The organism is Bradyrhizobium sp. dw_78 (genome assembly GCF_018449525.1).
Lineage (GTDB): Bacteria > Pseudomonadota > Alphaproteobacteria > Rhizobiales > Xanthobacteraceae > Bradyrhizobium.
Genome location: NZ_JAAVUS010000006.1, coordinates 383,407 through 396,210 on the forward strand (window position 1 = coordinate 383,407; position 12,804 = coordinate 396,210).

At 62.5% G+C, this 12,804-nt stretch carries 10 protein-coding genes and 3 pseudogenes; 10 read left to right on the forward strand and 3 right to left on the reverse strand.

The features are described 5' to 3' along the window. Nucleotides 1-116 precede the first annotated feature (116 nt). The 7 genes from HB630_RS18130 to HB630_RS28435 all read left to right on the forward strand — a co-directional run bounded on the left by HB630_RS18130 (nt 117) and on the right by HB630_RS28435 (nt 6,574). Complete coding sequence (locus HB630_RS18130) at nt 117-992, forward strand: outer membrane beta-barrel protein (RefSeq protein ID WP_213773625.1); 876 nt, start codon at nt 117-119, stop codon at nt 990-992. Nucleotides 993-1,213: 221 nt separating this feature from the next. Then, on the forward strand, nt 1,214-2,029 hold the full coding sequence (locus HB630_RS18135; RefSeq protein ID WP_213773626.1) for an outer membrane beta-barrel protein: 816 nt from the start codon (nt 1,214-1,216) through the stop codon (nt 2,027-2,029). A 62-nt stretch (nt 2,030-2,091) separates the two neighbouring features. Then, nucleotides 2,092-2,562, forward strand: a complete 471-nt coding sequence (locus HB630_RS18140; RefSeq protein WP_213773627.1) for a GNAT family N-acetyltransferase — start codon at nt 2,092-2,094, stop codon at nt 2,560-2,562. Between the two features lie 171 nt (nt 2,563-2,733). Then, on the forward strand, nt 2,734-2,958 hold the full coding sequence (locus HB630_RS18145) for a hypothetical protein (protein WP_213773628.1): 225 nt from the start codon (nt 2,734-2,736) through the stop codon (nt 2,956-2,958). A gap of 80 nt (nt 2,959-3,038) precedes the next feature. Further along, complete coding sequence (locus HB630_RS18150; RefSeq protein ID WP_213773629.1) at nt 3,039-4,211, forward strand: phosphoserine transaminase; 1,173 nt, start codon at nt 3,039-3,041, stop codon at nt 4,209-4,211. Nucleotides 4,212-4,334: 123 nt separating this feature from the next. Further along, nucleotides 4,335-5,924 carry a phosphoglycerate dehydrogenase gene (serA, locus tag HB630_RS18155; protein ID WP_213773630.1) on the forward strand — a complete coding sequence of 530 codons (1,590 nt, stop codon included), beginning with the start codon at nt 4,335-4,337 and terminating at the stop codon, nt 5,922-5,924. A 272-nt stretch (nt 5,925-6,196) separates the two neighbouring features. Next, on the forward strand, nt 6,197-6,574 hold the full coding sequence (locus HB630_RS28435) for a BA14K family protein (RefSeq protein ID WP_249780900.1): 378 nt from the start codon (nt 6,197-6,199) through the stop codon (nt 6,572-6,574). A gap of 89 nt (nt 6,575-6,663) precedes the next feature. Here HB630_RS28435 and HB630_RS18165 read toward each other — a convergent pair. After that, nucleotides 6,664-6,972: pseudogene (locus HB630_RS18165) on the reverse strand (NAD(P)-dependent oxidoreductase); the annotation flags it as partial. Between the two features lie 155 nt (nt 6,973-7,127). Here HB630_RS18165 and HB630_RS18170 point away from each other — a divergent pair. Then, the gene (locus HB630_RS18170) at nt 7,128-8,813 is read left to right on the forward strand and encodes a methyl-accepting chemotaxis protein (RefSeq protein WP_213773631.1); all 1,686 of its coding nucleotides are present in this window, start codon (nt 7,128-7,130) and stop codon (nt 8,811-8,813) included. A gap of 32 nt (nt 8,814-8,845) precedes the next feature. On the opposite strand, the gene HB630_RS18175 is transcribed toward HB630_RS18170, so the two are convergent. Both HB630_RS18175 and HB630_RS18180 read right to left on the reverse strand, forming a co-directional pair. Next, a complete protein-coding gene (locus HB630_RS18175; protein WP_213773658.1) occupies nt 8,846-9,778 on the reverse strand; it encodes an EamA family transporter in 933 nt (310 codons plus the stop codon). Nucleotides 9,779-9,866: 88 nt separating this feature from the next. After that, nucleotides 9,867-10,718, reverse strand: a pseudogene (locus tag HB630_RS18180) (HD domain-containing protein). Between the two features lie 531 nt (nt 10,719-11,249). Here HB630_RS18180 and HB630_RS18185 point away from each other — a divergent pair. Both HB630_RS18185 and HB630_RS18190 read left to right on the forward strand, forming a co-directional pair. Further along, nucleotides 11,250-12,542: an adenylosuccinate synthase gene (locus tag HB630_RS18185; RefSeq protein ID WP_213773632.1), complete on the forward strand. Its 1,293-nt coding sequence runs from the start codon at nt 11,250-11,252 to the stop codon at nt 12,540-12,542. Between the two features lie 37 nt (nt 12,543-12,579). Further along, a pseudogene (locus tag HB630_RS18190) lies at nt 12,580-12,804 on the forward strand (hypothetical protein); the annotation flags it as partial.

Genomic DNA, 12,804 nt, shown 5'->3' on the forward strand with positions numbered 1-12,804 from the left:
CAACCTTAAGAATTAGGGTTAAGTGGCGCTTAAACATTTAATGTCACCGTCCGTCCGTGAGTTTCTGGGTGTGGGGCGCGTTTTGTTCGCCCCGCCGGACAAAGGGACGGAAGCCAATGCGTTGCGTTAAGTTGCTTATTGCCGCAGGAGCGGCGTCGTTGTTGTCATCCGCGGCGTTTGCCGCCGATATGCCCGCCATCATGCCGCCAGCCTATGCGCCGCCTCCGGCCGAAGATTTCGGCGGCTGGTATTTGCGCGGCGACATCGGTTTCAGCAATCAGAATGTGAAGAGCGTCAAGCTGACCGATCCTGCGAGCTACGCGGGGCTTAGCAGCTTCAGTCAGACAAAGGATTTCGATACCGCAGGCACCTACCAGGTCGGCGTCGGCTATCAATTCAACAACTGGTTTCGTGCGGATGTCACCGGCCAATACCGCGGCAACGCCAACTTCAAGGGCACCGACCTCCTGAGTTTCCCCTGGGGAGGCGGCACTGCGAACGGCATCGACAATTATAGCGCCAGCAAATCCGAATTGCTGTTCCTGGCCAATGTCTATGCCGATCTGGGTACCTGGTGGTGCGTGACCCCGTTCGTCGGTGCCGGTGTAGGTGCTGCGCGGGTTTCGATTTCGGGCTTTACCGATACCGGCGCCAACAATGCGAATTTCACTCCCGGTGGCGTCCCGGTTGTAAGTGGTCCCCCGGTTGCGAGCTTCGCGACCGCCGCGTCAGGCTCGCAATGGAATTTCGCGTGGGCTCTTCACGCGGGTCTTGGCTACAAGATCTCGCCGAACGTGACGCTCGAACTGGCCTATAGCTATGTCAATCTTGGTGATGGCGTCACCGGAACCGCGTCCACCTTTGACGGTTCGTCCGGGGGGCACGTGTTCAAGTTCAATAACATCACCTCCAACGACGTGAAGCTCGGCATCCGCTGGAATCTCGAGTCCGAGCCGGTCTACGCGCCGCCGCCGCTGGTCACCAAGGGCTGATCGAGCCTCTCGTTTCCTGATCTTTTCTCTGCCGACGGCGCGGGATTTTCCCGCGCCGTTTTGCTTTGTCTCGATCGAGAAGAGATCGTCCCGGACAAAGTTTAGTTGAGAAGATCATGGTCGATCCAACCTCGCGACAACCATTGGTTAAGGTTAACGGGCGATGATCGCTTTGAGGAAAGTTGTGTTCGCTTCGGTGGCGGTTCTTGGGGGTTGTTGCGATGCGTAGGTTTTTGCTGGCTGTGATGATGGCTGGAATGGCAGCCAGCGCACGAGCCGCCGACATGCCGGATTTTCTTCGCGGCTCGCTTCCCGGAGGGCCCGCGCCGACAGTCAATTGGCAGGGCTTCTATATTGGCGGACAAGGCGGCCTCGGCGAGTCCGACATGAATTTCACGGGCGCGACGCAAAGCGTCGCGGCCAAGCTTCTCGCCAACACAGCCATCGAGGGTTCAGGTCAGGTCTCGTCATGGCCGGTGGGAAGTAAAGTTTCGGTTCGTGGCAGCGGCTGGGGCGGCTTCGCCGGTTACAACAGCCAGTGGGACGATGTCGTTATCGGCGTCGAACTCAGCTATATGCACGGCAAGTTCGGCGGCACCCAGACCGACAGCATGGGGCGCATTTTTACCGACGGCCTGGGCTACACTGACAGCGTGACGTATCAGAACACTGCAACGATGTCGGTTTCCGACATGGGAACGCTGCGCGCGCGCGCCGGCTATGCGGTCGGTTCGTTCCTTCCCTATGTGTTCGGTGGCGTGGCGCTGGGACAGGCAGACATCGTCAGGACCGCCCATATCTTCGGGACCCAGGTCAATGCGGGCGCGGCTCCGGGTTTCCAGAACATACCGTTCGATCTCAGTGCGACGGAAGGACAATATAGTCACTTGGTCTACGGCTATTCCGGTGGCCTGGGCGTCGACATGATGCTGACGGCAGGACTGTTTCTGCGGGCGGAATGGGAATACGTTCGCTTTACTTCGTCAATCGACACTAGCATCAACACCGTTCGGGTTGGCCTCGGCTACAAATTCTGATTGAGCTCCAGCGAGCGGCCACCGCGCCGCGACCGAAGCGTGGATATTTACGGAGCCGATCGATGGCCGACAGTTCCTCCATCACCATCCGGCGCGCTCGCCGCGACGATGTCGGCACGATCGTCGCGATGCTGGCCGACGATCATCTCGGCGCCGCGCGCGAGCGGCTGGAGGAGCCGCTGCCGCCGTCCTACTTCCGGGCGTTCGAGGCGGTCGATCGCGATCCGAATATCCAGCTCGTGGTCGCCGAGAGCAGCGATGGCGCGGTGGTCGGCTGCCTGCAGCTTTGCATCCTGCCCGGATTGAGTTCGCAAGGCGCCTCGCGTGCCCTGATCGAGGACGTTCGCGTCGCCTCGCATTGCCGCAGCCGCGGCATCGGTGAACAGATGGTGCGATGGGCCGTCACGGAAGCGCGCGCCAGGGATTGCAGGCTGGTCGAACTGTTGACGCACCATACCCGCGTCGACGCGCAGCGCTTCTATGCGAGGCTCGGATTCCAGGCGAGCCATGCCGGCATGGTCTTGCGATTTTGATACGGCCGTGTCGGCGATCGCGCGCGATCCTTGCCGCCATTGCGAAACTTGTTTTGCCATTCGATCCGGTTAACGCGCGATAAACTAACCGGCCCTTCGTCATTTTTTTCGCGCAACGATCCGTGACATCATGATGCGTCCCGTCGGGCCGGCGCAGCTTGCGGATCGCTCATGAAAAATTATTCGATTGTCAGGGTCGGTGACGAATATGTCGTGCGGGCCGATGACCAAAGCATCCTGAAAGTTGCAAGCAGGCGAAAGGCAGCTCAGCTTGTCGCCGAAGCTGCGGAATTGCTGGATTCGCAAGCGGTGGCGCAGACGCCATTGCAGCCGAACCGCATACCATCAATCGAGTGTGATCCCGACGTCGCGTTCGATTCTTCCGAAGCGTCTTGACGGTCGCGGCCGATTTCCATATCTAACGCGGCGGGACACCTCCCCCCAACGGGAGGCTTGCTATCTGGAAGGATAGATTGATGACCGCAGCGAAGCCCGCTTCGCGGCCTGTAGTGCCGCATTTCTCCTCCGGCCCGTGTGCCAAGCGCCCCGGTTGGACTCCCCAAAATCTCCAGGACGCCGCCCTTGGCCGCTCGCATCGCGCGAAGGTCGGCAAGGCCAAGCTCAAGCTCGCGATCGATCTGACGCGCGAGGTGCTTGAAGTCCCCGCGGACTACCGCATAGGCATCGTGCCGGCATCGGACACCGGCGCGGTCGAAATGGCGCTGTGGTCGCTGCTCGGGGCGCGTCCCGTCACCACCATCGCCTGGGAATCCTTCGGCGAGGGCTGGGTCAGCGACATCGTCAAGGAATTGAAGCTGAAGGATGTCACCAAGCTGCACGCCGGCTATGGTGAAATTCCCGATCTTTCCAAGGCCGATCCGGCTTCCGACATCGTCTTCACCTGGAATGGCACCACCTCGGGCGTGCGCGTTCCCAATGCCGATTGGATCAGCGCCAGGCGTGAAGGTCTCGCCATCTGCGACGCGACGTCGGCGGCGTTCGCGCAACCGCTCGATTGGCCGAAGCTCGATGTGGTGACGTTCTCCTGGCAGAAGGCGCTCGGCGGCGAAGCCGCGCATGGCATGCTGGTGCTGAGCCCGCGCGCCGTGGAGCGGCTCGAGACCTACAAGCCGGCCTGGCCGCTGCCCAAGATCTTCCGCATGACCAAGGGCGGCAAGCTCAACGAAGGCATCTTCCTGGGCGAGACCATCAACACGCCGTCGATGCTGTGTGTCGAGGACTATCTCGATGCGCTGAACTGGGGCAAGTCGATCGGCGGCCTCAAGGCGCTGATGGCGCGCGCCGACGCCAACACCAAGGTGCTGGCGGACTGGAAGGCGAAAACGCCGTGGATCGATTTCCTCGCCAGGGATCCGGCGATCCGCTCCAACACCTCGGTGTGCCTGAAGGTGGTCGATCCCGCGATCGTCTCGCTGACAGCGGACGCGCAGGCGGAGTTCGCCAAGAAGCTGGTCGCGCTGGTGGAGAAGGAAGGCGCCGGTTACGACTTCGCGCATTACCGCGATGCGCCGGCGGGCCTGCGTATCTGGTGCGGCGCCACGGTAGAGGCCAGCGACGTTGCGCTGCTGACGCAGTGGATCGACTGGGCGTTTGCGGAAGCCAAAGCCTCGCTTCCGAAGGCTGCGTAACCAGCGTCATCTGATTGTCGTCATGGCCGGGCGTGACCCGGCCATCCATCGAAAAAGATGGATCCGCGGGTCAAGCCCGCGGGCGACGTTTTGCAAGTGCATCTCGCATCAACGGATACACACATGCCCAAACCCAAGGTTCTTATTTCCGACGCGCTGTCGCCCGCCGCCGTGCAGATCTTCCGAGACCGCGGCATCGATGTCGATTTCCAGCCCAATCTCGGCAAGGACAAGGACAAGCTCGCCGAAATCATCGGCGATTACGACGGGCTTGCGATCCGCTCCGCCACCAAGGCGACCGCAAAGATCATTGGCCGGGCGAAGCGGCTGAAGGTGATCGGCCGCGCCGGCATCGGCGTCGACAATGTCGAGATTCCCGCCGCGACGGCCAAGGGCATCATCGTGATGAACACGCCGTTCGGCAATTCGATCACCACCGCCGAACACGCCATCACTTTGATGCTGGCGCTGGCGCGCGAAATTCCGCAGGCCGATGCGTCGACCCAGGCCGGCAAGTGGGAGAAGAACCGCTTCATGGGCGTCGAGATCACCGGCAAGACGCTGGGCGTGGTCGGCTGCGGCAATATCGGCACGATCGTCGCCGACCGCGCGCTCGGGCTGCGCATGAAGGTGATCGCGTATGATCCGTTCCTGTCGCCGGAGCGCGCCAAGGACATCGGCGTCGAGAAGGTCGAGCTCGATGAATTGTTCAAGCGTGCCGACTTCATCACCCTGCATACGCCGCTGACCGAGAAGACCCGGAACATCATCGACGCGGCGGCGCTGGCGAAGATGAAAAAGGGCATTCGCATCATCAACTGCGCGCGCGGCGGCCTGGTCGACGAGCAGGCCATGGCCGATGCCCTGAATTCCGGGCAGGTCGCGGGCGCGGCCTTTGACGTGTTCGTCGAGGAGCCCGCCACCAGGAACGTCCTGTTCGGCCATCCCAACGTGATCTGCACGCCGCATCTCGGCGCGTCGACCACGGAGGCGCAGGAGAACGTCGCGCTGCAGGTCGCCGAGCAGATGTCGGATTATCTGTTAAGCGGCGCGATTTCCAACGCGATCAATTTTCCCTCGATCACCGCCGAAGAAGCGCCGAAGCTGCGGCCGTTCATCGAACTGGCCGACAAGCTCGGCTCGTTCGCGGGCCAGCTCACCGAGAGCGGCATCACGAAGGTGCAGATCACCTATGAGGGGCAGGTCGCCGAAATGAAGATCAAGGCGCTGACCTCGGCGGTGCTGTCGGGCCTGCTGCGGCCGATGCTGAGTGACGTCAACGTGGTCTCGGCGCCGGTCGTCGCCAGGGAGCGCGGCATGGTGGTTGATGAAGTGGTGCGCGCGGCGGAGAGCGACTATGAAAGCCTGATCACGGTCGCCGTCACCACCGAACGGCAGGAGCGCTCGGTGTCCGGCACGGTCTATGCCGACGGCAAGCCGCGCCTCGTCGACATCAAGGGCATCCGCGTCGATGCCGAGTTCGGCAAGTCGATGATCTATGTCACCAACGAGGACAAGCCCGGCTTCATCGGCAAGTTCGCTGGCCTGCTCGGCGACGCCAAGATCAACATCGCCACTTTCCATCTCGGCCGCGTCGCGCAGGGCGGTGATGCCATCGCGCTGGTCGAGGTTGATGGCGTGGTGCCGGCGGAAGTGCTGGCCAAGGTGCAGGCATTGCCGGAGGTGAAGCAGGCCAAGGCGCTGGCGTTCTGAACGGGATAGATCTTATTTAAATTGGTTTCGATGAAGACGAGAGCCTTTTCAGTTCTGATGGAATCAGAACCGAGGCTCTATGTTTTTGTTTGAACGCGTTTTCTTCACGCGAACCGGAATCCACTTCGCTCGAAAACGCTATAGAACAGGTCCCGCGTATTCGCGGCGTGCTGCACGTGCGAACCACAGGAATGTGTGATCGAGCGACGAAACAGCGCAGGAACATCTCTTGTAAGGCGCTGTTGGTGTTCCCCTTGAAGTAGGAGGAAGCCATGAACAAACTACCGCTACTGAGTGTCGCCGTTTTTTCGCTCGCCATGATCGGTCCGCTCCACGCACAGGGCGTCATCGGGCCGGGAGGGCCGTATGGTTTGCAGCCGAGTGCCAGTGATCCCTATTATGAGGGACCGCCCTATTACGGCAATGGTGCTTACATGTACGGCTACCGCAGGAGCGGCTCTGCACCCTATCGTGGCGCAATAGGCGCTGCCGGAGCGGTGGCGACGGCGCCGTTTCGCGGCGCGAGCGGCAGCGACTCCTATGCCATGATGCCGGAAGGCTCCAGCTATTGCGCGCAACGATACCGGTCTTACGATCCGCAGTCCGGAACGTTCCTGGGACGCGACGGACGGCGGCGTTCCTGTCGGTAGCTGGCGACGGATGATGAAACGAGAGGGGCGGTCCACGAAGGATCGCCTTTTCTCATTCGCCGGCGGCGCGTTTCTTAGTTGAAAATGCCCTAGCTGTTCGGACCGCGGTCCATGCCGACCGGCTGCCAGCGGCGGAGCGTAGTGTTTTGCAGCGCGGCCGGATTGACGCAGCTCGTCGGCCACGGGCCGGACAGAACCAGCGACAATTCATAGCCGACGCGGCGCTTGCGCGCCTCGTCGAACCGCGCCGACGCCGACGCGACATGGGCGGTCAGCGTGACGTTTTCTATGCTCAATAGCGGATTGTTGTGCGACGGCGGTTCTTTCTCCAGCACGTCGAGCGCGGCATGTGAGATCCAGCCTTCCTGCAGTGTCTTGATCAGGGCCTCTTCGTCCACGGCCGGATACCCATCGCCAACAACGATGTCTTTTTATTTATTTATGTTCGTGGTTCGACGGAGGACTATGGGTAACCAAGTGCTAATGTATTTAACTATATTGTGTCGTTGTTTATTTCGCCAATTGCCCGCCCCGCATATTCCCGGAGCCGCTCGTGAAGCTGAATAATCTGACGATTGCCCCTAAACTTGCCATTGTAGTGGGCGTGAGCCTGGTGGGGTTGTGTCTAGCGGGTATTCTTGCCTGCTATCTGATGCAGCAGGAAATGCTGAGCGCGCGCGCCGACCAGGCCCGCGCGATTTCCGAAATCGGCCGCAGCCTGGCGCTCGGTCTGCAGAAGGAAGTCGACGAAGGCAGGATCACCAAGGAAGCCGCGCTGGCCGAGTTCGGCCGTCTCGGCAATGCGATCCGTTTCGATAATGGCTCCGGCTATCTGTTCGCCAATATGCTGGATGGCGTCACGGTTCTTTCGCCCAATCCCAAGCAGATCGGCGAGAACCGCCTGGACGAGAAGATCAATGGCCGGCTGATCCTGCGCGAATTGTCCGATGGCGTCGCCGCGAAGGGGGATGTCGCGCTGACATACGACTATGTAAGGCCGGGCGAAACGGAATTGAGCCGCAAGCTCGCCTACGCGGTCGCGATCCCCGGCTGGAACATGTATATCGGCACCGGCACCTATCTCGATGATCTCGGCGCCAAGCTGAAACCGCTGGCCTGGCTGCTGGGCCTGTCGATCCTGGGCATTGCGATCATTGCCGGCGGCATCGCCTGGCTGATCAGCCGCAGCATCAGCCGTCCGCTCGGCCAACTTGGCGCCCGTATGCGCGGGCTCGCCGATGGTTCGCTGGAAGGCGATATTCCCGGCATCGATCGCGGCGACGAGGTCGGCGCGATGGCGGCAACGGTTCAGATCTTCAAGGACAATGCGCTGCGCATCCGCGGGCTCGAAAAGGCCGAGGAAGAGGCAAAGGAGCGTGCGGCGGCCGAACGCCGCGCGGCGATGGAGAGCCTCGCCAATGATTTCGAACGCAGTGTCAACGGCATTGTCCGCTCGGTATCGACGGCGGCGGCAGGAATGCAGAATACGGCGGAATCGATGACGTCGACCGCGAGCGACGCCAGTGCGCGCGCCGCAACCGTGGGGGCGGCTTCCGAAAGCGCGTCGAACAATGTCGGCACAGTCGCTGCCGCTGCGGAAGAACTCTCAAGCTCGGTCGCCGAGATCTCACGCCAGGTCTCGCAATCGAGCGAGATCGCAAGCAAAGCGGTGGCGGACGCCGAGAGCACCAACGCGACCGTCAAGGCGCTGTCCACCGGCGCCGAAAAGATCGGTGAAGTGGTCAAGCTGATCCACAGTATCGCCGCCCAGACCAATTTGCTGGCGCTTAACGCGACGATCGAGGCGGCGCGCGCCGGCGAGTCCGGCCGCGGCTTCGCCGTGGTGGCATCCGAGGTCAAGGCGCTGGCCAATCAGACCGCCAGGGCGACCGAGGAAATCTCGGCGCAGGTTGCGGCCATGCAGGGCTCGACCAGCGAAGCGGTGGTCTCGATCGGCGGTATCACCGAAACCATCGCGCAGATGAGCGAGATCACCGTCAACATCTCCGCCGCGATCGGACAACAGGGTGACGCGACCCGCGAGATCGCGCGTAATATTCAGTCGGTCGCGGCCGGCTCCAACGAAATCAGCGCCCATATCGGCGGCGTTACCACGGCGGCCGCCGCCACCGGCGCCGCCGCGTCGGACGTCCTCTCGAATGCGCGCGAACTGGACACCCAGTCGGGCATGTTGCGCAGCGCCGTCGATGAGTTCCTGGCCAAGGTCCGCGCGGCGTAAGCCGGTCGGATGCGGGCGGGATAGCGCTGCTTCTATCCGGCCGAGGTCGGCCGAGACGCGATCACCACGCCGGCGAGCACAAGCGCATAGCCTATGAGGTGGAACAGCCGCGGCTGTTCGCCCAGCAGCAGGATCGCCATCACCGAGCCGAACACCGGCATCAGATGGAAGAACGGCGCGGCGCGGTTCGGTCCGATCAGCGCGATGCCGCGGTTGAAGCAGAGATAGGCCAGCACGGACGGAAAGATCACCACGAAAATCAGCGTGGCGATCGTCAGCAGGTCGGGCTTCAGCGTCAGCCCCGCCGAAAACTCCCAGACCGAGAACGGCAGCAGCAGCAGCGCGCCGCAGCCGGTGGTGAAGGCGATCAGGGACAATTGATGCGTCGCCGGGCGGCGCGGCATCAGCGCCGAATAGAGCCCGAACGCCAGCAGCGCGCCCGCGACCATGACGTCGCCCTTGTTGAACCGGATGCTGGCGATCGCCGCGAAATCGCCGCGTAGGATGATGGTGAAAACCCCGGCCAGCGAGATGGCGATGCCGATGAACTGCGCCCCGGTCAGCCGCATCCCGAACACCAGCGACCACAGCGCCACGAACAACGGTCCCGACGACTGGATCAACAGCGCGTTCAGCGCCTGCGTATACTGCAGACCCCAATAGGACAGGGCATTGTTGATCGCGAAGCCGGTAGCGGACAGCACCACCAGCAGCGGCAGCCGTTCGCGCAACGCCGGCCAGTCGCGCTTGAGATGCGGCCAGGCGAACGGAAGCAAGGTCAGGAACGCGCCGGCCCAGCGGATGCAGGACAAGGTCATTGGCGGCACATGGCCCGCGGCGTAATGCCCCAGCACGATATTGCCCGCCCAGAACAGCGAGGCCAGGCTGAGCAGCAGATAGGGCCGGTTACTGAGCCAGTACAGCGGCGAGGGGCGCGGGGGATTAGAAGGCAATGCGGAAACGATCGGTGCTCAAAAAAGGGAAGCCCCGTTGTGCCGGTTATTGCCGCCGGGACAAGACGGCGGAGAGGATTGGTGCCATGCGGCGGGTCGCTTATTTCTGCGGGCCCGACAGCGAGATGTCGCGCTCGGCGCGGAAAACGTTGCTGTACAGATTGGCGATCCACTGCCGCCCGCTCGAGGTGACGTTGAGATAGCGGATCGCGGTCTGCACATGCGGCGCGACGCTGTTCCAGTAAAATTGCGGATAGAGATTGACGAGATCGGCCGGCGAGGAATAGCCGAGCTGCCGGTTCAGTCCGGCCTCCTCGAATTCGTAATAAAGCGCATTGGCCTTGCGGATGTAATGCGGATCGCCGAGCTGTCCGATCAGGTCGGCCGCCCGCAGCAGCGCGGCCTCCTCGTCGCATTGCTCGTCTTCACTGGGAAAGCTCGAGGGAAAGCGGGTGCCTTCGACCGCGCGCGCGATCCGCCGCTTGTCCAGTTGCGCGATGCCTTCGATCCGCTCCGTCACGAACATCTTGGAGCGATCGACGTGATAGGGCAGCAGCGCGGCATCCGACGATCCGCGCGGCAACGTGACCTTGCGGCCGTTGGAATCGAATCGACGAGATAGCCGTCCTGGTCGTCGGACTTGAACAGCCCGCGCACATAACCGATGTCGTGGGTCAGGCAGGCGATGATCACATGCGCATAATCTTCCGCGGGCATGTGGGTATGAAGCGCGCGGCCGCGCAGAATGTCGTGCCCCGCCAGCGTCACCAGCATGGTGTGTTCGACATTTGTGATAGAGCGCGTCGCTATTGCCGATGCATTCCAGCGCAATTCGCGCGATCGAAGGCACCATCTCCACCAGATGCGCCTGCGACGAGCCGAACCGGCGCCGCATGTAATTCGCCAGGAATTCGCCCAAGGCGTCGGCGGCAAGTTCGGGAACGGTGATCATCGCCGGTTGCTCCCTGTATCGATGCGGGCCGTCCGCAACCCATATAAGGATAGCGTGGCGTTGTGACATCATCGTTGCGGAAGACGCGCGCCGAATTGCGGCGGTATCCGGCGCGTCAGCAACTCCCAAATCCGGATCGGGATGGGGCTTGCCGTGCCGCAGCCGAAGGTGAACGCGCCGCCTTAGCGTTGCCGGGCGCAACTTTTGTTTTGCCGGCCGGGCGACCGTTTGCCCCGAAAACGCCCGATAGCTCAGGCAGCGCCGCGCCACCGCGTCGCAGCCGTCATTTTTTAAGGGGATATCAAGGGCTTGGGACCCCCGTAACAGGGCTGAAAAGCCCCCTTCTTGCTTGCGTCAATAGCCCGCATCCTTTATCCGGTAGGTGCCTCGCATGCGAGCGGCCCCGGCCGTGATTTAGGCTGGGCGCATGATCCGGAAAAGCACGCTCTCGGGCTTGATCCGAGGCTCAGGACTGGTTTTCCGAGTTGATCGTGCTCGTGCAGAGAATGTTGCAGAGGGAATATCCGCGAAATGGCCAATGTTGTCGTCGTCGGCGCCCAATGGGGCGACGAGGGGAAGGGCAAGATCGTCGACTGGTTGTCGGAGCAGGCCGATATTGTCGTGCGCTTCCAGGGCGGTCACAATGCGGGCCATACCCTGGTCATCAACGGCCAAACCTACAAACTGGCGCTGCTGCCGTCCGGTGTGCTGAGGCCGTCGAAATTGTCGGTGATCGGCAATGGCGTGGTGGTCGATCCGCAGGCATTTCTCGATGAGGTCGCCAAGCTGAAGGGGCAGGGCGTCGCGGTCAGCCCGGAGAATCTGCGGATCGCCGAAAACGTCACGCTGATCCTGCCGCTGCACCGCGAGCTTGATGCGCTCCGGGAGTCCTCCAACGCGATCACCGCGATCGGCACCACCAAGCGCGGCATCGGCCCGGCCTATGAGGACAAGGTCGGCCGTCGTGCGATCCGGCTGATGGACCTCGCCGATCTCAACACGCTGCCGCACAAGATCGAGCGGCTGCTGGCGCATCACAACGCGCTGCGCCGCGGTCTCAACCTGGAAGAGATCAGCGCTGCATCGATCCTGAAGGAATTGACCGCGCTGGCGCCACAGCTTCTGCCTTACGCCGAAACGGTGTGGCGGCTGCTCGACCTCCGGCGCCGCGAGGGCAAGCGAATTCTGTTCGAGGGCGCGCAGGGCGCGCTGCTCGATGTCGACCACGGCACCTATCCTTATGTCACCTCGTCCAATACCGTGGCGGCGCAGGCGGCGACCGGCACCGGCATGGGACCAAGCTCGGTCGGCTATGTGCTCGGCATCTGCAAGGCCTACACGACGCGGGTCGGGCAGGGTCCGTTCCCGACCGAACTCACCAACGAGATCGGCGAGGAGATCGGCCGCCGCGGCAAGGAATTCGGCGTCAATACCGGGCGCAAGCGGCGCTGCGGCTGGTTCGACGCGGTGCTGGTGCGGCAGACCGTGCGGACCTGTGGCATTCACGGCCTGGCCTTGACCAAGCTCGATATTCTCGACGGCTTCGATTCGATCGAGGTCTGCGTCGGCTACATGCTGGACGGCAAGGAGATCGACCATCTGCCGGCCGGCGAGGGCGCCCAGTCCCGGGTGGTGCCGATCTACGAGACCATCGAGGGCTGGAAGCAGCCGACCGCCAATGCCCGTTCCTGGGCGGATTTGCCGGCGCAGGCGATCAAATATGTTCGCCGGGTCGAGGAATTGGTGGGCTGCCCGATCGCGTTGCTTTCCACCAGCCCGGAACGCGAGGATACTATCCTGGTTCAGAACCCGTTCGAGGCTTAACGAGATGTTACCGGAAAGCCCGCAGTGTTGATGAGAGATGGCTGACTACTACCCGCTGATCGCCCGCGCCATTGCCGGACTGGACCCCAGTGCTCCCGGCGAGGCTCGCCGTGCGCTGTATGAGCGGGCGCGCTCGGCGCTGATCGCGCAATTGCGCAGCGTCGAGCCCCCCTTGAGCGAATCCGAGATCACCCGCGAACGACTGTCGCTGGAAGAGGCCGTGCGCAAGGTCGAATCCGAGGCGGCCCAGCGCGCCCGCGAT